At 64.7% G+C, this 21,411-nt stretch carries 16 protein-coding genes; 6 read left to right on the forward strand and 10 right to left on the reverse strand.

Annotated elements, in window-relative coordinates:
• Positions 1 to 59 precede the first annotated feature (59 nt).
• The 6 genes from exbB (at position 60) to BHC62_RS01625 (ending at position 7,050) form a co-directional block, all read left to right on the forward strand.
• Entirely contained in the window at positions 60 to 1,073 is a 1,014-nt protein-coding gene (exbB, locus tag BHC62_RS01600; protein ID WP_029289836.1) for a tonB-system energizer ExbB, read from the forward strand.
• Positions 1,074 to 1,079: 6 nt separating this feature from the next.
• Positions 1,080 to 1,505: a TonB system transport protein ExbD gene (exbD, locus tag BHC62_RS01605; RefSeq protein WP_029289838.1), complete on the forward strand. Its 426-nt coding sequence runs from the start codon at positions 1,080 to 1,082 to the stop codon at positions 1,503 to 1,505.
• Positions 1,502 to 2,248, forward strand: coding sequence for an energy transducer TonB (locus BHC62_RS01610; protein WP_029289840.1), 747 nt, complete (start codon positions 1,502 to 1,504; stop codon positions 2,246 to 2,248). The genes exbD and BHC62_RS01610 overlap by 4 nt, the downstream gene beginning before the upstream one ends.
• A 190-nt stretch (positions 2,249 to 2,438) precedes the next feature.
• Entirely contained in the window at positions 2,439 to 3,359 is a 921-nt protein-coding gene (locus BHC62_RS01615) for a hydrogen peroxide-inducible genes activator (protein ID WP_029289842.1), read from the forward strand.
• An 8-nt stretch (positions 3,360 to 3,367) separates the two neighbouring features.
• Entirely contained in the window at positions 3,368 to 5,443 is a 2,076-nt protein-coding gene (recG, locus tag BHC62_RS01620) for an ATP-dependent DNA helicase RecG (protein WP_070994057.1), read from the forward strand.
• A gap of 206 nt (positions 5,444 to 5,649) precedes the next feature.
• Entirely contained in the window at positions 5,650 to 7,050 is a 1,401-nt protein-coding gene (locus BHC62_RS01625) for an aminoacyl-tRNA deacylase and HDOD domain-containing protein (RefSeq protein WP_070994058.1), read from the forward strand.
• Between the two features lie 122 nt (positions 7,051 to 7,172).
• On the opposite strand, the gene BHC62_RS01630 is transcribed toward BHC62_RS01625, so the two are convergent.
• The 10 genes from BHC62_RS01630 to BHC62_RS01675 all read right to left on the reverse strand — a co-directional run bounded on the left by BHC62_RS01630 (position 7,173) and on the right by BHC62_RS01675 (position 21,407).
• On the reverse strand, positions 7,173 to 7,550 hold the full coding sequence (locus BHC62_RS01630; RefSeq protein WP_029289848.1) for a hypothetical protein: 378 nt from the start codon (positions 7,548 to 7,550) through the stop codon (positions 7,173 to 7,175).
• A 125-nt stretch (positions 7,551 to 7,675) separates the two neighbouring features.
• The gene (gene tagQ, locus BHC62_RS01635; RefSeq protein WP_070994059.1) at positions 7,676 to 8,605 is read right to left on the reverse strand and encodes a type VI secretion system-associated lipoprotein TagQ; all 930 of its coding nucleotides are present in this window, start codon (positions 8,603 to 8,605) and stop codon (positions 7,676 to 7,678) included.
• 83 nt (positions 8,606 to 8,688) lie between these two features.
• Complete coding sequence (locus BHC62_RS01640) at positions 8,689 to 10,401, reverse strand: SUMF1/EgtB/PvdO family nonheme iron enzyme (RefSeq protein ID WP_070994060.1); 1,713 nt, start codon at positions 10,399 to 10,401, stop codon at positions 8,689 to 8,691.
• Entirely contained in the window at positions 10,394 to 11,578 is a 1,185-nt protein-coding gene (locus BHC62_RS01645; protein WP_070994061.1) for an ABC transporter permease, read from the reverse strand. The genes BHC62_RS01640 and BHC62_RS01645 overlap by 8 nt, the downstream gene beginning before the upstream one ends.
• On the reverse strand, positions 11,578 to 12,282 hold the full coding sequence (locus tag BHC62_RS01650; protein ID WP_070994062.1) for an ABC transporter ATP-binding protein: 705 nt from the start codon (positions 12,280 to 12,282) through the stop codon (positions 11,578 to 11,580). The genes BHC62_RS01645 and BHC62_RS01650 overlap by 1 nt, the downstream gene beginning before the upstream one ends.
• Positions 12,282 to 15,254 carry a serine/threonine-protein kinase gene (locus BHC62_RS01655; protein WP_070994063.1) on the reverse strand — a complete coding sequence of 991 codons (2,973 nt, stop codon included), beginning with the start codon at positions 15,252 to 15,254 and terminating at the stop codon, positions 12,282 to 12,284. Before BHC62_RS01655 ends, BHC62_RS01650 begins: the two co-directional genes overlap by 1 nt.
• Positions 15,251 to 15,970, reverse strand: coding sequence for a PP2C family serine/threonine-protein phosphatase (locus BHC62_RS01660; RefSeq protein WP_029289857.1), 720 nt, complete (start codon positions 15,968 to 15,970; stop codon positions 15,251 to 15,253). The genes BHC62_RS01655 and BHC62_RS01660 overlap by 4 nt, the downstream gene beginning before the upstream one ends.
• Positions 15,971 to 16,624 carry a type VI secretion system-associated protein TagF gene (gene tagF, locus BHC62_RS01665; RefSeq protein WP_070994064.1) on the reverse strand — a complete coding sequence of 218 codons (654 nt, stop codon included), beginning with the start codon at positions 16,622 to 16,624 and terminating at the stop codon, positions 15,971 to 15,973. It abuts the gene before it with no gap.
• The gene (gene tssM / locus BHC62_RS01670) at positions 16,621 to 20,121 is read right to left on the reverse strand and encodes a type VI secretion system membrane subunit TssM (protein WP_070994065.1); all 3,501 of its coding nucleotides are present in this window, start codon (positions 20,119 to 20,121) and stop codon (positions 16,621 to 16,623) included. Before tssM ends, tagF begins: the two co-directional genes overlap by 4 nt.
• A complete protein-coding gene (locus BHC62_RS01675; RefSeq protein ID WP_032856783.1) occupies positions 20,118 to 21,407 on the reverse strand; it encodes a DotU family type VI secretion system protein in 1,290 nt (429 codons plus the stop codon). Before BHC62_RS01675 ends, tssM begins: the two co-directional genes overlap by 4 nt.
• Positions 21,408 to 21,411 lie beyond the last annotated feature (4 nt).

Here is a 21,411-nt window from a genome sequence, read left to right on the forward strand (position 1 = left end):
CGGCCGTCCTCTGGCCTGGCAGGACAACTACTTATTTTCAACTCTCAGGTCCGGCCAGCATGACACGCAATAACCTCCCCGCTTCGCCAACCAAGCCTCACAGCCCATCCCGCGCCTGGCGCGCGATTGCTGCGGTGCTGTTCAGCGCCCTGCTGGCACCGACCGCCGCGTTTGCAGATGCCACGGCGCCGGCAACCCCGCCTGCCGCTACGGCACCAGCCCCAGCTGCGGCCGCCGCACCTGAGCAAAATGCCGCCGTACCAGGTGCCCCGGCTGCCGCACCTGCCGCCACCGACCCGGTCGCCGCCGAGGGTGTGACCCCGGAAGATGAAACCGGCGTGGTCCTGGAAGAAGACAACACCCTGGGCATGGCACACGACCTGTCGCCGTGGGGCATGTACCAGAACGCTGACATCATCGTGAAGATCGTGATGATCGGCCTGGCCATCGCCTCGATCATCACCTGGACCATCTGGATCGCCAAAGGCTTCGAACTGCTGGGCGCCAAACGCCGCCTGCGCAATGAAATCGTCAACCTGAAAAAAGCCACCACCCTTAAAGAAGCCAGCGAAAGCGCGGCCATCAAGGGCACCCTGGCGCACCTGCTGGTGCACGACGCACTGGAAGAAATGCGCCTGTCGGCCAACACCCGCGAAAAAGAAGGCATCAAGGAACGCGTGAGCTTCCGCCTCGAGCGCCTGGTAGCGGCCTGCGGTCGCAACATGAGCAACGGCACCGGCGTGCTGGCAACCATCGGTTCCACCGCGCCGTTCGTCGGTCTGTTCGGTACCGTGTGGGGCATCATGAACAGCTTCATCGGCATCGCCAAGACCCAGACCACCAACCTCGCCGTTGTCGCCCCCGGCATCGCCGAAGCCCTGCTGGCAACTGCGCTGGGCCTGGTCGCCGCGATTCCTGCGGTGGTGATCTACAACGTGTTCGCCCGTTCGATCGCCGGCTACAAGGCCCAGGTGTCGGACGCTTCGGCAGAAGTCCTGTTGCTGGTCAGCCGTGACCTCGATCACCTGCCTACCGAGCGCAGCTCGCAACCGCACATGGTGAAAGTGGGGTAATCGGCCATGGGCCTGCATTTGAATCAAGGTGACGACGAGCTCGTCGAGAACCACGAAATCAACGTCACGCCGTTTATCGACGTGATGCTGGTGCTGCTGATCATCTTCATGGTGGCAGCACCCTTGGCTACGGTGGACATCAAGGTCGACCTCCCCGCCTCCAGCGCGAAACCCGCGCCCCGGCCGGAGAAACCGGTGTTCCTCAGTGTCAAGGCGGACCAGCGCCTGTTCCTGGGCGAAGAAGAAGTCAAATCCGAAACCCTCGGCGCGGTGCTCGACGCCCGTACCCAGGGCAAGAAAGACACGACGATCTTCTTCCAGGCCGACAAAGGCGTGGACTACGGCGACCTGATGAGCGTGATGGATGCCCTGCGGGCAGCCGGCTACCTCAAGGTCGGTCTGGTCGGACTTGAGACGGCAGCCAAAAAATGATCACGACGCGCCACAAACTGACGCGTTATGGCACCAGCCTCGCCGTCGTGCTGGGCGTCCATGCCGTCGCGATCATCCTCGCGTACCAGTGGTCGGCGCCACATATGGTGCAGTTGCCACCGGCAGCCATGGTCATCGACCTAGCGCCGCTGCCGGCACCACCGCCTCCGGCCCCGCCGAAGGTGGTGACGCCTCCACAACCGCCAGCACCGGTGGAAGAGCTGCCATTGCCGAAACTGGCAGAGGCCCCCAAGCCGACGATTTCCGTGCCCAAGCCGGTCAAACCCAAGCCCAAGCCACAGCCGCCCAAGCCTGAGAAGAAGATCGAGCCGCCCAAGGAGAAACCTTCCGAGGATCCGCCAAGCGAAAGCCCGGCGAATAATGCGCCTTCGGAAAAGTCCGCGCAGCCGCAACCCGGCCCTTCGCCGGCGCAGATCGCGGCCAAGGCAACGTGGGAAAGTACGCTGCTCGGTCACTTGGCGAAGTACAAGAAGTACCCGCCAGGCGCCCAGGCCCGTGGCAAGGAAGGCTTGAACCGCTTGCGGTTCGTGGTGGATGCCGAAGGCAAGGTGCTGTCCTATGAGCTGGTGGGCCGCTCCGGCAACGCCGATCTGGACCGCGCTACCCTGGAGATGATCCGTCGTGCCCAGCCGCTGCCCAAGCCACCGGCCGATATGTTGAAAAACGGCAGCATCGAAATCGTTGCGCCGTTTGTCTACAACATCGAGAAGCGCCGCCGCTGACCCAGTGGGAACGGGCTTGTCGGATCGCGGCGGTGCGGCGATCCGACAAGCCCCCTCTCACATTCAGGACCCGCTTGAGCGTTAAGCAAAATCCCCCGCACAAACCGCTCAATCCCCACTCTAGTTCTGATAACGTGCGCCTATCGATTGCAGCCGGTATGCTTGGCCCGCAACCTCATGGACGCCCGCTATGACTCTTACAGAATTACGCTACATCGTGACCCTCGCCCAAGAGCAACACTTCGGCCATGCCGCCGAACGTTGCCATGTCAGCCAGCCGACGCTGTCGGTGGGCGTGAAAAAGCTTGAAGACGAACTCGGTGTGCTGATTTTCGAGCGCAGCAAAAGCGCCGTGCGCCTCACCCCGGTCGGCGAAGGCATTGTCGCCCAGGCCCAGAAGGTGCTGGAGCAGGCCCAGAGCATTCGTGAACTGGCCCAGGCCGGCAAGAACCAACTGACGGCCCCGCTCAAAGTCGGCGCGATCTACACCGTCGGCCCATACCTGTTCCCGCACCTGATCCCGCAACTGCACCGCGTCGCGCCGCAGATGCCGCTGTATATCGAAGAAAACTTCACCCACGTACTGCGCGACAAACTGCGCAACGGTGAGTTGGACGCGATCATCATCGCCCTGCCGTTCAATGAAGCCGACGTGCTGACATTGCCGCTCTACGACGAGCCGTTCTATGTGCTGATGCCCGCCTCTCACCCGTGGACGAAGAAAGACACGATCGACGCTGGCCTGCTCAACGACAAGAGCCTGCTGCTGCTCGGTGAGGGTCACTGCTTCCGCGACCAGGTCCTGGAAGCCTGCCCGACCCTGACCAAGGGCAACGACGGCGCCAAGCACACCACGGTCGAATCCAGCTCCCTGGAGACTATTCGCCATATGGTGGCGTCCGGCCTGGGTATTTCGATCCTGCCGTTGTCGGCCGTGGACAGCCATCACTACGCCGCCGGCGTGATTGAAGTGCGTCCGCTCACCCCGCCCGTGCCGTTCCGTACCGTGGCGATTGCCTGGCGTGCCAGTTTCCCGCGCCCGAAAGCGATTGATATCCTCGCCGACTCGATCCGCCTGTGTTCGGTGGCCAAGCCGCCTGCTGCGAGCTAAGCAAGCGTATGACAGAGCTGTCGCAGGTGTCGGTGACGGCACTCAAGGGTGTCGGTGACGCCATGGCCGAGAAACTGGCCAAGGTTGGCCTGGAAAACCTCCAGGACGTGCTGTTTCACCTGCCCTTGCGCTATCAGGACCGCACCCGCGTAGTGCCCATCGGCCATCTGCGCCCTGGGCAGGATGCGGTGGTCGAAGGCACCGTCAGCGGTGCAGATGTGGTGATGGGCAAGCGCCGCAGCCTGGTGGTGCGCCTGCAGGACGGCACCGGTGGCCTGAGCCTGCGCTTCTACCATTTCAGCAACGCGCAAAAGGAAGGCCTCAAGCGTGGCACTCGTGTGCGTTGCTACGGCGAAGCCCGGCCGGGCGCATCGGGCCTGGAAATCTACCATCCGGAATATCGCGCCATTACCGGCGACGAACCGCCGCCGGTAGACACCACCCTCACCCCCATCTACCCGCTCACCGAAGGCCTGACGCAACAGCGCCTGCGCCAGCTATGCATGCAAACCCTGACCCTGCTCGGCCCGCAAAGCCTGCCCGACTGGCTGCCGCAAGAGCTGGCCCGCGATTATCAGTTGGCGCCCCTGGCTGACGCGATCCGCTACCTGCATCATCCACCGGCCGACGCGGACGTGGATGAGTTGGCCCTGGGTCATCACTGGGCCCAACATCGCCTGGCCTTCGAAGAGCTGCTGACCCATCAACTGTCCCAGCAACGCCTGCGCGAAAGCATGCGTTCCCTGCGCGCGCCAGCGATGCCCAAGGCCACGCGCCTGCCCGCGCAATACCTGGCCAACCTCGGTTTTGCGCCGACCGGTGCGCAGCAGCGCGTAGGCAATGAAATCGCCTACGACCTGAGTCAGAAAGAACCCATGCTGCGCCTGATCCAGGGCGATGTCGGGGCCGGCAAGACCGTGGTCGCCGCCCTGGCTGCGCTGCAGGCCCTGGAGGCTGGTTACCAGGTGGCGCTGATGGCGCCGACCGAGATCCTCGCCGAACAGCACTTCATCACCTTCAAGCGCTGGCTCGACCCCCTGGGCCTGGAAGTGGCGTGGCTGGCGGGCAAGCTCAAAGGCAAGAACCGCACGGCCGCCCTGGAGCAGATCGCCGCCGGCGCGCCGATGGTGGTCGGCACCCACGCGCTGTTCCAGGATGAGGTTAAATTCAAGAACCTGGCCCTGGTGATCATCGACGAGCAGCACCGTTTCGGCGTGCAGCAACGCCTGGCCCTGCGTGAAAAAGGCGTGGGCGGGCGAATGAACCCGCACCAGTTGATCATGACCGCCACCCCGATCCCACGCACGCTGGCCATGAGTGCCTACGCCGACCTCGACACCTCGATCCTCGACGAACTGCCGCCGGGCCGAACGCCTGTCAACACGGTGTTGGTCACCGACACCCGCCGCGTCGAAGTGATCGAACGCGTGCGCGGCGCCTGCGCCGAAGGGCGCCAGGCCTATTGGGTGTGCACGCTGATCGAAGAATCCGAAGAGCTGACCTGCCAGGCTGCCGAAACCACCTACGAAGACCTCACCAGCGCCTTGGGCGAGCTCAAGGTCGGGCTGATCCATGGGCGCATGAAACCTGCGGAAAAAGCCGCGGTGATGGCCGAGTTCAAGGCCGGCAACCTGCAACTGCTGGTGGCCACCACCGTGATTGAAGTCGGCGTGGATGTACCCAACGCCAGCCTGATGATCATCGAAAACCCCGAACGCCTGGGCCTGGCGCAACTGCACCAACTGCGCGGCCGTGTCGGCCGGGGCAGTGCCGCCAGCCACTGCGTGCTGCTCTACCATCCACCGCTGTCGCAGATTGGCCGCCAGCGCCTGGGGATCATGCGCGAGACCAACGACGGCTTCGTGATCGCCGAAAAGGACCTGGAACTGCGCGGCCCCGGCGAGATGCTCGGCACCCGCCAGACCGGGCTGCTGCAGTTCAAGGTGGCCGACCTGATGCGCGACGCCGACCTGCTGCCCGCCGTGCGCGACGCCGCCCAGGCCCTGCTGGAACGCTGGCCGCACCACGTCAGCCCGCTGCTGGATCGCTGGCTGCGCCACGGCCAGCAATACGGTCAGGTCTGACCCAGCCCCCCTGTAGGAGCGAGCTTGCTCGCGAAGAACACCCAGGCGCCACGGATATGGCGGTGCCCCGCGTCACCGTCAAGGTTCTTCGCGAGCAAGCTCGCTCCTACAGGAATGGGGACCACCATCACAAACCACAGTTAGACCCCCCTCAGCCGGACCAAGCTGGTTATACTCCAAGCAAATGTAGGAAATTGGATCCGGCCATGTCAGAAGTAGCCCACGCCACAGCCCCACCGACCGCACCCTCGGTCATTCGGGACCTGCTCGCAAAACTCGCCGTCAGCTACAAGGAAGTCATCGAACATCCAGGCCTGAACCCCGCTCGCAAGGTTCAAGCGGTGCTGCTCGACGATGCCGTGGGCGCCCTGATGGTGCTGTTCCCCCAGAGCCAACTGCTGGATCTCAATCGCCTTACCGAACTGACCGGCCGCAACCTCACCGCCGTGGCACCGGAACGCCTGGAGCGCATGCTCGGCAAACACAGCCTGAGCCTGCTGCCTGGCCTGCCACCGCTGACCAGTTCGCCGTGCCTGTACGAAGAAAGCCTGCTACGCGAGCCGACCTTACTGGTGCATTCGGGCGAAGCCACGGTGCTGCTGGAAATCGCCAGCGATGACTTCAAGCGCATGCTGAGCAAGGCCAGTGCGGCCAACTTCGGCGAGCCCTTGAGCAGCATCCGGCCCAACTTCGACCGCCCCAACGACGACCGCGACGAGATCTCCCAAGCGATGCAGGCGTTTACCGCCCGGCGTATCCAGCAACGCCTGGAAGCCACCATCGAGATCCCGCCGCTGGCCGACACCGCGCAGAAGATCATCAAGCTGCGGGTCGATCCCAACGCGACCATCGATGACATCACTGGCGTCGTGGAAACCGACCCGGCCCTGGCCGCGCAAGTAGTGAGCTGGGCGGCATCGCCGTACTACGCCTCGCCGGGCAAGATCCGCTCGGTAGAGGACGCCATTGTCCGCGTGCTGGGCTTCGACCTGGTGATCAACCTCGCCCTGGGCCTGGCGCTGGGCAAGACCCTGAGCCTGCCCAAGGACCATCCGCAACAGGCCACGCCTTACTGGCACCAGTCGATCTACACCGCGGCGGTGATCGAAGGCCTGACCCGCGCCATGCCCCGCGCCCAGCGCCCGGAAGCCGGCCTGACCTACCTGGCGGGCCTGCTGCACAACTTTGGCTATCTGTTGCTGGCCCACGTGTTCCCGCCGCACTTCTCACTGATCTGCCGGCACCTGGAGGTCAACCCGCACCTGTGCCACAGCTATGTCGAGCAACACTTGCTGGGAATCAGCCGCGAGCAGATCGGCGCCTGGCTGATGCGTTACTGGGACATGCCGCAAGAACTGTCCACGGCCTTGCGCTTCCAGCACGACCCGAGCTACGACGGCCAGTACGCCGAATACCCCAACCTGGTGTGCCTGGCCGTGCGCTTGCTGCGCGGGCGTGGGATTGGCTCGGGGCCCGAAGCCGAGATTCCGGACGAGCTGCTGGAGCGCCTGGGCCTGGACCGCAGCAAGGCAGAGGATGTGGTGAGCAAGGTGCTGGATGCTGAGGTGTTGCTGCGGGAGTTGGCGTCGCAGTTCAGCCAGGGCTGAAGCGGGCGTCTGTCAAACCGCTATCGCAGGCAAGCCAGCTCCCACCGTTGACCGAGTTCCAACGTTGGAATGCGATCAAAATGTGGGAGCTGGCTTGCCTGCGATGAATCCAACTCGGTCTCTCAGGCCTTCTTTTTCTTCGGCTTCAAGTACTTGGTCAACCCCTGGAACCACATCACCAGCGCCGGGTTGCCCTTGATCTGGATCGACTTGTCCTGAATCCCCGTCATGAACGCCAGTTGCTTGTTCTTCGCCTGCATGGTGGCGAAGCCATAGGCGGCGTCTTTGAAGGCAATGGCGAACGCAGGCTCCGGGTGGACACCCGAGCGGCTAGTGATGCGCTGGTCTTTGACGATGAAGTGACGGGCAACCTTGCCGTCGAGGGTCTGCAGCTGGAACGCCAGGTCCTTGTCACCCAACTGCTGCTGGAACGCGGGGTTGTTGCGGCTGGCTTTGGCCATCATCAGGCCCAGCACCCACAGGAGAAAACGAAATTTCATGCACACGGCCTCAGTGTAATTATTGGGTGGCCGCAGCAGTTTAACGATTTGTGCGCGGAACGCTACCGATCTCCCGCGTTAGCAGGAGATCGGCTGGCGTTTACCGCTTATAGCAACAACTTGGCTTAAACGTTAGGGCAAGGTACCGGCGCCCAGTCGGCCAGGTTCGGATCGCGGCAAGTGCCTTCGATCTGTGCTTTACCGGCGCTGGCCACCTGCTTGCTTTCAGTCTGCTTGACCTTGGCGGTCAGGATGCTTTTCTCGGTGCTCACCGCTTCGGTCGGCACCTTTGGCAGTGGCGGACGCTTGGTCACGACTTTGCCGGTGGATTTGCCTTTCTTCGCCGGGACCACGGTCTTGGTGGTATCGGCGGTGGCCACGGTCACCACATCATTACGCTGCACACCCACCTGTTGCAGGTCTTTCTCGTAGGCCTGGGTGTAGTTGTTCAGGTCTTCGCTGGCCTTGCCATTGACCGCGACGATCAGGTCATTGGACTCCTTGAGGCCGGAGACGATTTCCGCCAGGCGCTTGCGGCCTTCGGTGTCGTTGACGGTCTTGGCCTTGCGGTCGGCCACAAGCTTGGTGAACGCGCTCTGGTAGCACTGCTGGGACGCCTTGGCGTACGCGGTGCTGCGGTCGATGTCGGAGGCGCTTTTGTTGAAGTCAGCGGCGTAGGACGCGATGCGCTGGTTGTCGTCGCTGATCTGCTTCTGGCGCTCGGTGTAGTAACCCGCCGCGCCACCTGCCAGGGCACCGCCCGCTGCACCAATGGCGGCGTTGCGGCCGCGCTTGTCCGAATCCCCGGTCAAGGCGCCCAGCAGCGCACCACCCGCCGCGCCGAGGGCGGCGCCGGTGACGACCGACTTGGTCATGTCCGAATCGGTGGCACGCAAGTGCTGCACAGGCTCGTAGCAATTGGGGTAGTACTCGACCTTGGTGCTCGACGCGACCTTGGAGGCCGGCGACGTGGCGCAACCAGTCAACACGGTGCTGAAACCAGCCGCGATCAGCAGCAAGTAACGCTTGGAAACCGCCTTACGGGAAAAAAGCATAGGTGTGTTCTCTTTTAAGTTTGACTTGCCCAGCACGGCCCATGCCGCCTGAGTCCCTTCCAAGCTCGCCAGCCTGCGAGCGATCAAGACCGCTGACCGCTCGCTGCGAGCAATTCCTTCAAAATCGTTGCCGGGTCGGCTCGCTGTTGTTTGCGATAGTTACCGACATGGCGAACGAACAACGTCGCGCGCGTCATCAGGCTCTTGCCCAATACCGGCTTGCGCTCCAACTCTTGCTTGACCCTTTGAAACTGCGCCTGGATCACCGCATCGGTGTAGCGCGTGCCGGTGGCCAGGTTGTCGATATAGATCGCCACCGCACCGTCCAGCGCGCTGCGGCCATTGGCGATGGCCGTGGCGAACAGCTGCGCGCTGGCCTCGTCCTTGGCGTCCAGGGACTGCTGGCGACTTTTCTGCAGATTGATCAGGCGGATGTTGTAGTTATTGATGGTCTCGGCAACCAGGGCGGCAGACTGGATCAGGTTGCCGGCCGCTTCCTCACGTTGCTGGGCAATCAGCGACACATTGCGCTTGAGCTCTTCGTTGACCAGCCCCAACTCGGCCTGCAGCCGCGGGTCGACGCTGGCGGCGATGATGCTGTCCAGGCGCTTGGTCGGGTCCTGGGCGTCGTCGATGGCATCGGTCAGCGCGGCCAGGCGCCCCTCTTTCTGCCACTGCGCAAACAGTTCGTTGTAGCGTGAACGCGGTGCCGACAGCGCTCCGATCGCTACGCGAAAACCGGTGGTTTCGTTGCTTTGCTCGGTGCCATCGGCGCCGAACAGCGGGTACTCGCGGCGCATGCCGGTGAACAGCGTGCCCTCGCCTTCCAGGTAGTTGCCACCCTTGACGATAAAGCCGCCATACGTGCCCTGGCGGCGGCCGGCATGGACCAGTTGGAACGACTCCTGGACCATTTCGGCGGCGTTGCCGATCACGTCGAACATGCCGATAGGGTTCGGCAACCTGGTGCCGATGGGCATCAGCCGCGCGGCCTGGCCGGTGCCGCCGGCGACCTGGTTGAACACCGCCCAATCGCCCAGCGGGCCGTCGCTGTCGCTGCCCTCGATGCGCCGTGGGAACAGCCGGCCTTCGAGGTCCTGGCGGCTCACCGCCTGGCCGCCGCGTGCGGCAAACTCCCATTCCACTTCGGTGGGCAGCCGCACAAAGCCCAGGCCACCATCCTCTGCCGAAGATCCGCGACCACTGACCGGCAACAACTCGCGGTGATATTTCATCAACCAGGCGCTGTACACCGCCGCAAAGCGCTCGGCTTCAAACCGCGACAGCTTGACCTTGGGCAGGCGCCCGGCCATGCCCTCAGGCACCTCGCACGCCGGGGCTGGCTCGCCGCTGGCCAACGACTGGGCCTGGGCCATGACCTGGGCATACTGGCGCGCGGTCACTTCGTACTTGCCGATAAAGTAGAGCATCGGCTTGAGCGGGGTCTTGGCGTCGGTCTTGGGCATCAGCGGCGCGATGACCTTGTTCCAGCCCTTGGGCAAATCCTTGAGGGTGAATTGGCCGTTGATGAAGTCGCGGCGATAGCCGGAGATAAACGACTGCTTGTAGCCCGCCTCGCCTTCGCTGAACGGGTAGCCGAGGCTGACTTCACGGTCGTCCAGGGTGCCCTGGGCCAAGACATAGGCGTAGCGAAACACCATATTGCCCTCGCACGGCAGCGGCAGGCTGACGTCATCGGCCAAAGGCTTGGGGTTGTCCAGCTTGTCGCCGGCCTCATCGGCCCACGCCCCAGCAGCCAGGCTCAGCGCCACGGCGGCGCCCAACAACTTATACATCTCTGATTCCCTCGCAAGCCTGGATACGCGCCACACGCCACCCACCACACGCGGCCGCCACGGCGCTGACGCCGAGCACCGCGACCAGCGCCAGGGCGTAATGCCGCACCAGCAGATGGCTGGCGTATTCGCCCGGCACCTGCACGAATAATCGATTCAAACCGGCCTCGGCCAAGCCATACAGGCCGGCACTGAGCAGCGCGGCAAACCCTGCGCCGTAGAGCGCCTGCAACGTCACGAACAGCAACAGCGCGCCCGTGGAAAACCCCAGCAGGCGCAACACCGACAACTCCCGACGCTTGCGCACCACCGCCGCCAGCGCCCCGGCGAAGATCGCCGCAAATGCTCCCGCCAAGGCCAGGCCGGCGATGATCCAGAACACGATGGACAAGTTGCGGCTCAACGACTGCACCTGGGCGATGCTCAGCGCCTGGGTCGAGACCAACAGGTTCTGCGCGGCGAAATGCACCCGCAGCGGCTCTACATCACTGAGGTTGCGCGCATACAAACGAAACCCCGGATACACGCGCTGCGCGCCCTCGCCTGCCGCGTCACCGGGCCAACCCAGCGCCAGTACCGCCCGGCCATCACGGTAATCTTCCGCCGCTTCCAGCAGGCTCAAACCGGCAAACAATCCATCCCGGGCGAATGCCTCCAGGGGCAATACCGCCAGCACCTGCAGCCGCGTGCCCTGGGCCTCGACACGCCCGGCCACTTGCCGCGCAAAGCGGGTTTGCAACCAATCCCCCGGCCGCGCCGCGAGCTTCTCGGCGGCGGTGTGGCTCAGCACGATCTGGTCCAGGCCTGCGGGCACTGGCAGCCCGCTCAGCAACGGATCACCCGGCGCGGTCGGCAACATTTCCAGGGTCAGCGCGCCTACCTGGGCCGTGGCCGCGATCTGCCGTGTGCGTGGGATGGCGAACGCCACATCGCTGCGCTGAGCAAGCTGCTCGACAAAAGCGTGGCTGAATCGACCACCGCCCAATGGAATGATTTCCCGGGTCGCCGGGTCATTCTCCAGACGCTCGGTCAGGCTGCTGACCAGGCCGAACTTGAGGCCGAACAACACCAGCAGCGGCGCGATCACGGCCACCAGCGCCAGCACCGAACAGGCCGACAACCAGCCATCGTCGCGGTAATCCTGCCAAGCGAGGGACGCTACCAAAGGAATGCGCATCAGCACGCCTCCCCAAGGGTTGCGGTGACGCCACCGTCGCTATCGCGCTGGCAACTGATGCGCCGCACCTGCAAGCCACTGGCGCGGGCCAGGGGCTCGTCATGGGTGGCGATCACGCAGGCGGCACGGTGCTCGCGGGCCTGGGCCAGCAGCGCCTGCATGACACGCTCGGCATTAAGGGGGTCAAGGGACGCGGTTGGCTCATCCGCCAACAGCAGTTGCGGGGCATGGGCCAGGGCACGGGCGCAACTCACGCGCTGACGCTGGCCCACCGATAACGCGCCAGGCTTCTTGGCCAACTGGTCACTGATCTGCAACTGCGCCGCCAGGCGCGCCACGCTGCCATCGTCCTTGAGCCCCAACAGTTGCCGGGGCAGGGCAATATTGCTGCGCACGTCGAGAAAACCCAGCAGGCCGCCGGTCTGCAGCACATAACCGAGGTGCCGGCTGCGCAACCCGGCCAACGTGGATTGCTGATTGGCCCGCCATAGACCCTCAATATCCAGTTGGTTGAATTCAAACCGGCCCACCTGATCCGGCGCCAATACCAACGCCAACAGATCCAGCAGGGTGCTTTTGCCGCAGCCACTGGGCCCGACAATCGCCAATTGCTCCCCCGCGCACAGGTGCAACCCTGGAATCACCAGGCTATAGCGCTGGCTACCGACGCCCCGGCTCTTGTGCACCGCGCTCAGGTTCAGCATCAAGGCAGCGTCGACAGCGGCACGCGGTACAACGCATCGCCCGGCTCGGCATCACCGAAACGGACCCAGTTGGCCACGTCGTTATGGAAGGTCTCAAAGAGGCGGATTTTCGAATCCAGCTCATCGATAAAGTCTTCCTGTTCGGCCACGCTCAACGACAGCCACAAGTCCTGGGTCATGTTCAGCGACTTGCTGCGGTACGGCAGGCCTTCCAGGTATTCGCCGAGGATGCCGCCATCGGCGAGGTTGCCGCCCTTGCGCAAGGCCTGCGGGTCGCGGCTCATGTAGGCCGAGGCGCTGGCGATTTCCTGGAAGAAATCCTTGGGCGAGGTCTGGGTCTTGCGCGCCGCATCGACGATCAGTTTGAGCGACTGCTGCAAGTCGTTGAGCTGCAATTTGGTGAGCATCACGCAGACCTGGAACGCCGGCAGCGCGGGGTTGGTCAGGTCGCGGTCGGCGGTCCAGGCGCTGACCAGCTGCGGCGCCTGACTCGCGCCTTTGTGGCCGAGGAAGTCCATGTGCATGGCATAGCCGACGGCCGCGGATTTGTCCGCCAGGCTCGGCGCGTTGCTGAGCAACGGCACCGGCTGCGGGGTGTTGCTGCGCACTTGGTGCACCAGGTTGGCGAACACCGTGCCGATCTCATCGACGCGCTCGCCCAGCTTGCGCACATCACCGCCCGGCACCGCTGTGTAGAGGTCGCCGATCTGCGGGTTGGCGTCGGCGGTCAGGGTGCGGTACTGGGACTCGGCGCCGCCATGGGTTTTCTTGCCGGCGTCGGTGCGCAGGTGCAAGGCATAGATCTTGATCTGCTTGCCCAGCGCGGCCTGGCGCACTTCGGCTTCGTTCATCTGGGTGGCGGCGAACGGGTCGTTCTTGCGCAAGGCGCCGGCATCGGTCACCAGCAGGATCAGGCGCCCGCCATAGCCGGACCAGTCCATACCGTTCACCGCCTGCATCACCCCGGCGAACGCGTCTTCGTTGAAGGCGTGACTGGAAACGGTCGAGGCCTTGACCTGCCGCGCCCTATCGAGAAAACGCTGGGGGTCGCGGCCCTGATCGAGGGTGATCAGGGTCTTGGCCACGTATTCCAGGCCCGGGGTTTTCTTCACGCTGCTGCGAAAGCCGACCATGCCGAAACTGACGCTGTCCAACTCGCCACGCTCGGCGATGCGGGTCTGCAACTCGTGGACGACGTCGCGCACTTGGTCGATGTAGGGCTGCATTGACACGGTGGTGTCCACCACCAGCACCACAGCGGTGCGGAACGCATCGGCATTCGCACTGATCACCGGGGTCGCCGGCTTGGCGGCGGCACTGCCGGGGTCGATGGACGCCACATTGAGTAACTGCACCGGCTGGCCATTCTCGTCGAAGCTCTCTTTGGCATCGAAGATCGGCAACAGGTAGAACTGATTCTGCGGCACGGCGCTGGCGGCGGGCTCCAGGGCCAGGACCTGCTGATTGTCGCCGGGGTTGTTCTGCGCCTTGAGCAACAGGTTCTTCGCCGCGACTGGATCCGCCAGGAGTTTTTCCACCTCGCCGGCCTGGCGCAGGAACATCACCGGCGCACGCCCCGAACGCTCGGTGAACTTGAGTACCAGGCTCTGCTTCCAGTCGCTGACGTGCACGGCCGGCAACCAGCCGTCGCTGCGCCCATCGGTGGCGGCGCCCACACGCAGCCACGGGCTGCCGTCGATGTCCTTGCGCTGGTACACATAGAGCACGGAAAACGCCGGCAAAGCCTTGCCCGGTGCGCCGCCCGCCGCGCTGGAGAGCTTGGCGCCGGGCTTGCTCAGGACCCGCTGGAACAGGGTTTTCTTGCCGGCCATCAGCAACGGGCGCTGGCCGCCGTCGATATCGGCTGCCACCGGTGTGACGGCAGCAGGCGTCACCGGCCCTGGCGCAGCAGGCGGCGGCAGCGGGGCGTCGTCACTCAGCCACCCGTAACTGGCACCACCGATGGCCAGCGCAACCGCCACCGCCACGGCGGCCAATGCCAGCACCGGGCCGCGCCGCTGCTCGGACACCGCACGTGGCGGCGTGGGAGCCATCACCGGCTGGCGCACCGCTTGCGGCTGCGCAGTGGCGCTGGGCACTTCGATGGACACCGGGGTTAACCCGGCCAAGTCGTTGACCGGGCGAATCAAGGTCGCCTCCAGCGCGTCTTTCGGTGCTTCCAGCGGCAGTCGATCCAGCGCCAGCAGCAGCGCGGTGGCATCCGGGAAACGTTGCGCCGGGTCCTTGGCCAGGAGCTTTTTCAGCACCTCTTGATAACGACCATGGTGCAGCGGCAACTCCGGCAAGGGCTCGGTCAGGTGTGCCAGGGCCGTGGAGAGTGCATCGGTGCCACGGTAAGGCAACTGGCCGACGAGGATTTCATAGAGCACCACCCCGAGGGCGTAGAGGTCGGCACGGCCGTCGATTTCCTGGCCGCGCGCCTGCTCCGGGCTCATGTAGCTGGGGGTGCCCACGGCAAACCCGGCCTGGGTGAACTGCGTGCGGTCATCCAGGGACTTGGCGATACCAAAGTCCGACAGCACCGCCGTGCCATCGGCGCGAAACAGGATATTCGCCGGCTTGACGTCGCGATGCACCAGGCCCTGGGCATGGGCGTAACCCAGTGCCGAGGCGATCTGGCGGATATACACCAGCCCCTGTTCCGGCGTCAGGCCGGCGGCGATGCGCTCCTTGAGCGTGCCGTTGGGCAGATATTCCATGGCCATGTAATACAGCTCGCCAACATTGCCGATGTCGTGGATCGTCACCGTATGCGGGTGCGACAGCCGCGCCAGGGTCTTGCCCTCGCGCAGGAAGCGTTCGCAAAAGCTCGGGTCGGCGGCCAGCGCGGCGGCCATGACCTTCAACGCCACCTTGCGCTCCAGCGATCGCTGGGTCGCCAGGTATACGCTGGCCATGGCGCCTTCGCCGATTTCGCCGTCGATGTCGTAGCCAGGGATGATCAGGGTCATGGCGACACCTTGACGACGAGGGTGGTGATGTTGTCCGGCGCACCGCGGTTAAGCCCCAGGTGCACCAGGCTGCGGGCAATTTCGTCGGGCTCGGCATGGCTCAGTACATCGCGGATCTCGTGGTCTTCGACGGTCTTGTTCAGGCCATCGCTGCACAACAGGTAACTGTCGCCGGGGGCGATCAACAGGTCGACCACCGACAACTCCAGTCGCGCCTCCACGCCAATGGCGCGGGTGACGATATTGGCCCGTGGATGCACCCGCGCATCGGCCTCGCTGAGCAGGCCGCTGTCCTGCAGGTCCTGCACGTAGCTGTGGTCGCGGGAGATGCGCTCCAACTCGCCATCGCGCAGGCGATACAAGCGGCTGTCACCGGCCCACAGGCACACGCCGCGCAGACCACGTGCGGCCAGCAGCACCACGGTGCTGCCCATCATGGTCACGCCGCGATTGGCGGTTTCTTCGCGCACGTCCGCGTTGACCCGGTTCAACTCGGTGCGCAGCGCCGCGGTGTATTCGTCCAGTGACCGGCCCACCGGCAGGCTGCGCAGGCTGTCGACGATCAAGCTGCTGACGTAATCGCCTGCGGCATGCCCGCCCATGCCATCGGCCACCACCCACAGGCGGTTCTGCGGCAAGTCCAGGCACGCGTCCTCATTGACCTGGCGCACCATGCCCACATGACTTTTGCTCGCGGATTTGTACGTCGACCCCATCTACACCACACCTTCTTGTCCGAGCAGAAATTGCGCAAAATCGCCGGCGGCAGGCAAACCCTGGCACCGCAATAAACCGGGGGAAATGCGTTGCGAGCCACGCCCCCACCACAGGCTGGCGCCTTCGCAGGCCTGTTCGGCAAGGGCCGTCATGCGAGCATGGGGCTCGGTGGCGGCTACCCGCTGCAGGCCGGCGAAGCGGCTGTCCAACGCGCGCGCCTCGCTGCCCGGCAAACCCAGGCGCTCCAGGCCATCGCTGAACCCTTCGAACGTGGCGCCGGGGTCCAGGGTGCTGAGCAACAACTCCTCGGCCTGCTCGAACCAGGCATCCGGGCCGCCCACCAGGGACGCTGGATTGGCGTCGTGATCCAACAACGCGACCACCGCCAGCGGGAAATACCGCCCGACCCGATCAATGCTCGGCATCACCACCCCCGCCGCCGCATCCGGCCCGCACACACCCGGCGCCAGCACAAAACGCCACAGCGGGCTGACCAGGTACACGTTGAGCCAATCGCCGCCCAGGCTGTGTTGACTGGCCAGCAAACCGGCGGCCAGCCAACTGTCCCAAGGCCCGATAAAACTCTGGGGCAAGGCGCGGCTGACAAAGTCCCCGCGACTGGCCAACTTGCCGTAGAACCCCAAGGTGGTCATAACCGCTCCGGCAGGCTGAACCCGCTCAGCACACGGCTCTTGAACGGGTTGAAGGCGCTGTTGGCCCGCAACTCATAAGCAATGCTGGCGCCATCGACCCGCAGACGCAGGTTGAAGCGATCCGGCGAATTGCCCGCCGAAAGCTCCGATTGCTCCAGCAGGCGGAACCACGCCCACGGGCCATCCAGGGTCACGCCCGAACGTCCGCTGGCGGCTGGCGGCATGATCGAGATCCGCACCCCGCCGCTGCTGCCGGGGTTCGGCCACTGCATCGCCACCGGCCGGCTCGGGCCGTGGTCGTAGCTCAGTTGCTGGCCGTCGAGGTCGAGCAGGAACTGGGTGATGGTCGCGTCCATTGCCACCGGCTTGAGCTCGAAACGCACGATGGGCTGCGTGCCCCCGGCACGGAAGAACGCATCACGAATGGTCGCCGCACGCTGGAAGGTTTGCAGCACACCCGGCGCGATCCCGAGTTTCTGCGCCGCCCCCGGCTGCCAGCGCCAGGTCTGCGCGGAGGTGTCGACGTAGGGCTGCAGGTACTTGCGGAAGTAGTTGTCCATCACCCCGCCCACCCCGAAGAACTGACCGAAGTCGTCCAGGGTGGCATCGCGGGCACTGCCAGGGGACATCGGGTAACGGCCGGCCAGGGACTGGCGGTAAACGTTGACCACTTCGCTGACCCAGGCCGCGTTCAGTTGATTGCGCACCCCACCCATCATGCTGTTGGTGGTGGAGTTGACCACCGACTTGACCATGCCCTGTACCAGCGGCGGCTGGCGCTCGGCATTCAGGCTGACCCGCGTGGCGGCGGCAGCGGCCTGGTTCTTGGCTTCGCCGAGCAAGGCATCGCCACTGGCACCGACCATGGCGCTGACCTGCACATACAGCGCATTCATGTCCGCCAACAGGCCGTCGATGGCCGCCGGCTCGCCTTCGTTCTTGGCGACGATGCTGTTGAGTTCGGCAAAGTGCGCGGTCACCGGGTCTTCGCTGAGGGCTGGCGCGCTGGCCGCCGGTTGCGCCTCGCCGAGCAGGCTGCCGAGGCGCTCCTTGAGCTTGTCGACACCCCCTTCCACTGGCACGCCCTTGGCAGCCAGTTGGCGCTCTTCAGCCTGCAGATCGGTTTCCTTGGCCACCGCCACCAGCAGCTTTTTCAGGGGCGAGGTCGGGCCGGAAATCACCCGCAATACGTCGGCCGCCTGGGCCACGCTGGTGATGGGCACAAAGTCGATATCGGCCAGCAAGGCGTCCCACTGGCGCTGATAGTCCTGGAAATACAGGCGCCGCACATCGGCGGCAAGGCTGGCGACGTTCTGTTGATCCGCCGGTGCATGCCCCAATACCCATTGCTCTTCAGCCAGGGTGCCGGCCTGGTTCAGGCTGGTCAGCAAAAAACCCTGGCGATAGCCCTTGGCAGTAAAGAACCCACTCAATGGCTCGCCCAGCGGCTTGCCACTTTTGCGGCTGAATACCAGTGCGGCATCGCGGCCGGCAGCTTCGTTGATGCGAAAATCCGTCACGCCTTCGGGCAGCTTGTGGCGCTTGACCCGGTCGTATACACGCTGGGCCACCGGCAGTTGTTGCAACTGCCGACGCAAGTCATCGATCAGCCGTGGGTCGAGTCGCGCATTCGGTGGGTGACGATCGAACAACGCCTGCAAGTGCCCGGTCAGTGCCTGGCGCTGGTCGGCGGGCAGGTCGCGTGGCAGGTTGCGGTCCCAGTCCAGGGCGATCCAGGCCTTGATGAAGTCCGGGTCGTAATGCTCGCTGTCAGCCAGCATCAGGTAGGCCTTCAAGCCTTCGTAGAGGAAGTCGGAACTGCCGCCGCTGTGCAGTTGCTCTTCGATGCGCGTTACCAGCCGCGGGGCGAACACCGCGATCAGCAGCTTGCGATAGACACTGGCTGATTCGGCTTCGAGCATGTCGCCCTGATACAGGCCCAGGCCTTCGGACCAGCTTGGCGAATCGCCCGCCAGGTTCTTCACCGCGTTGAGCAGCGGCAACACGGCCAGCACCTCGCGCTGTGCCGGGCTCAGGGTCTGCACGGCCTGGCCCAGTGGCGCGACCTTGTGGTCGACCTGGGCGATATACGCCTGGTTCGCGCGATAACTCACCCACCACAGCGTACTGACCACCAACACCACCGCCACGGTGGCGGCCAGGACGCCACGGGCCAGCCATTTGCGACGGCGCTCGACCTTCGGGTTGACCCCCACCAGACCACGCTCGGCAAAGGCCACGGCGCTGAACAGCTTTTCGATGAAATAACTGCGCCCGGTGCCGCTCTGGCGCGCCAGGTGCTGGCGGTCGAGGTTCATGCTCTGGGCCATGGCGCCGATCAGGCGATCGATCGGGCTGCCTTCCTGGGTGCCGCTGGTGAAATAGACGCCGCGCAGCAGCACGCGCTCTTCAAACGCATTGGGCTTGAATACGCCTTCGAGGAAGCCTTGCAGGCAATCCTTCAGGGCACCGAACTGCTGCGGGAAGCCGTAGATCAGGTCGCGCCGCGCCGGGTCGCGCTCCTGTTGCAGGCGCTCCACCAAGCGCTCGTTGAGGCGCTGCTCCAGGCCGGCGAATTCGCTTTGCAAATGGGCCAACGGGCTGTCGCTGTGCTTGCCGTCGTCCAGGGCAAAGGTCATGCCCCACACCTGGGCGCGGTCTTCCTTGCTCAGGTTGTCGAAAAACTCCATGAAGCCCGGCACCAGGTCGAGCTTGGTCAGCATCAGGTAGATCGGGAAGCGCACGCCCAACTGGGTGTACAACTCCTGGATGCGCAGGCGGATCGCTGCTGCATGGGCGGCGCGCTCGGCGTCGCTGCCTAGCAGCAGGTCCGAAAGGCTGATGGCGATAAAGGCGCCGTCGATCGGGCGACGGGCGCGCTGCTTTTTCAGCAGGTCGAGAAAGCCCAGCCAGGCCGCTTTATCCACCGTGGAGTTGCTGTCCTGGGTGGTGTAGCGCCCGGCGGTGTCCAGCAGCACGGCTTGATCGGTAAACCACCAATCGCAATTGCGCGTACCGCCCACGCCCCGCACCGCGCCGGCACCCAACTGGGCGGCCAGGGGGAAATGCAGCCCGGAGTTGACCAGCGCGGTGGTCTTGCCCGAGCCCGGTGGGCCGATGATCACGTACCACGGCAACTCGTAGAGGTTGCGCCGCTCGTCACCGCCCAACTTGGCCTTTTTCAGCAACGCCAGGGCTTCGTCCATGCGCTGGCGCAGGGTGGCCAGTTCTTCTGCAGTGGCAACGCTGTTGGGGTCGACCGGGGTTTCGGCGGCCAGGCTGCGCATCACTTCGCCAGCCTGGCGCCGGGCCTGGATGATGCGAAACACGCGGTAGGCGATCCACACCGCGAAGACCAGGATGATCAGTGCCCAGCGCCGGCCTTCGGGGACCAGCACGTCGAGCAACGGCCCGACAAACCAGATGATCAGGCCCAGGGCAATCAGGCCCAGCACAGGGATCACCCAGCGAATCATGAAACTGAAAAACGCCTTCACTCGACGCCCTCCGCCAATACGGTGATTTCAACCCGACGATTGCGGGCACGGCCTTCGGCTGTGGCGTTGGTCGCCACCGGCTCGGTATCGCTGCGCCCCTCGGCGCTGAAACGCTCGCCCTGGCCGGTCTTGGCCGCGAGAATCTCCAGTACCGACTTGGCCCGCGCTTCGGACAAGGCCCAGTTGGACGGGAAACGCAGGGTGGCAATCGGGCGGTTATCGCTGTGCCCGGTCACGCGCACCTGGCCCTTGACCTTGCGGATGGCATCGGCGATGCGCAGCATCAGGGGCTGGTAGTCATCGACAATGCTCGAGCTAGCGGAAGCGAACAGCTCATCGCCACGGATCGTCACCACGGAGCGGTCAACGGCGTCTTCCACTGCGACCCGGCCTGCCTTGATGTCTTCCACCAGAAAGCCCGCCAGGCGCGGGCGCTCGATGATTTTCGGCTGCGCCACCGGGCGGTCGATGGCCTGCACCGGGATTTCCCCCAGGGCATGGATGTTCTTGAACACCGGCTCGGCATCCGACGCCAGCTTCAGGCGCAAGCCAAACAACAGCGCCAGCAACAACGCCAGGCCGATGGCGACTGCAATCCACGGCGGCATGAATTGCGCCAGGCGATCACGGGCCACGGTCACGCCGCGCCAATGGGGCGACAACTCGCGCTCATGCTCGCCACGGGCACTGCGAATCGCCGCCGCCGTGCGTTCGCGCAACGCTTCCAACTGGCTGCGCCCGTCGTTCATCACCCGGTAGCGGCCTTCGAAACCCAGGCACATGCACAGGTACAACAGCTCCAGCAGATACAGGCGCTCGCGCGGGCTTTGCAGGCAGTGATCCAACAACTGAAAGACCTTTTCGCCGCCCCAGGCTTCGTTGTGCACGGTAATCAACAAGCTCTGCTTGCCCCAATCACTGGCGCTGCCCCAGGGGGTGCTCAGCACCGCTTCATCGAGGGCGGTGCACAGCGCGTAGCGCGCCAGCAGTACCTCGTTACGGGCCACGCCGGCCGCCTCGGCGCGTTCTTCGAACTGGCGCAGGTAGGCCAGCAACTGCGCACGCAGGCTCGATGGCGCGGGATGGGCGATGGTGTTGCGCAGGCGTGTCAGCAACGCCAGCAACGGGCCGGCGGCGCTTTCCAGGGGGTTGAGGCCCTGGCTTTTGCCGGTGAGGATCGGCGCCGCCGGCATCGACAAAGGCGCCGGTTCTGCGCGTGCAGGCTCCGGCGCACGGCCACCCGGGCGCGGCATGAACTGGGTGCGGTCGTCATCATTGGGATGCATCGCG

Origin of the sequence: Pseudomonas sp. 06C 126, assembly GCF_001855215.1 — a bacterium.
In the GTDB taxonomy this organism is placed as follows: domain Bacteria; phylum Pseudomonadota; class Gammaproteobacteria; order Pseudomonadales; family Pseudomonadaceae; genus Aquipseudomonas; species Aquipseudomonas proteolytica.

Coding starts and splice junctions, on each gene's coding strand:
- BHC62_RS01610 (WP_029289840.1), top strand. CDS start 1,502: ATGATCACGACGCGCCACAAACTGACGCGTTATGGCACCAGCCTCGCC.
- BHC62_RS01615 (WP_029289842.1), top strand. CDS start 2,439: ATGACTCTTACAGAATTACGCTACATCGTGACCCTCGCCCAAGAGCAA.
- BHC62_RS01625 (WP_070994058.1), top strand. CDS start 5,650: ATGTCAGAAGTAGCCCACGCCACAGCCCCACCGACCGCACCCTCGGTC.
- BHC62_RS01650 (WP_070994062.1), bottom strand. CDS start 12,282: ATGCTGAACCTGAGCGCGGTGCACAAGAGCCGGGGCGTCGGTAGCCAG.
- BHC62_RS01640 (WP_070994060.1), bottom strand. CDS start 10,401: ATGTATAAGTTGTTGGGCGCCGCCGTGGCGCTGAGCCTGGCTGCTGGG.
- BHC62_RS01655 (WP_070994063.1), bottom strand. CDS start 15,254: ATGACCCTGATCATCCCTGGCTACGACATCGACGGCGAAATCGGCGAA.
- recG (WP_070994057.1), top strand. CDS start 3,368: ATGACAGAGCTGTCGCAGGTGTCGGTGACGGCACTCAAGGGTGTCGGT.
- tagF (WP_070994064.1), bottom strand. CDS start 16,624: ATGACCACCTTGGGGTTCTACGGCAAGTTGGCCAGTCGCGGGGACTTT.
- exbD (WP_029289838.1), top strand. CDS start 1,080: ATGGGCCTGCATTTGAATCAAGGTGACGACGAGCTCGTCGAGAACCAC.
- BHC62_RS01645 (WP_070994061.1), bottom strand. CDS start 11,578: ATGCGCATTCCTTTGGTAGCGTCCCTCGCTTGGCAGGATTACCGCGAC.
- BHC62_RS01660 (WP_029289857.1), bottom strand. CDS start 15,970: ATGGGGTCGACGTACAAATCCGCGAGCAAAAGTCATGTGGGCATGGTG.
- tagQ (WP_070994059.1), bottom strand. CDS start 8,605: ATGCTTTTTTCCCGTAAGGCGGTTTCCAAGCGTTACTTGCTGCTGATC.
- BHC62_RS01675 (WP_032856783.1), bottom strand. CDS start 21,407: ATGCATCCCAATGATGACGACCGCACCCAGTTCATGCCGCGCCCGGGT.
- exbB (WP_029289836.1), top strand. CDS start 60: ATGACACGCAATAACCTCCCCGCTTCGCCAACCAAGCCTCACAGCCCA.
- BHC62_RS01630 (WP_029289848.1), bottom strand. CDS start 7,550: ATGAAATTTCGTTTTCTCCTGTGGGTGCTGGGCCTGATGATGGCCAAA.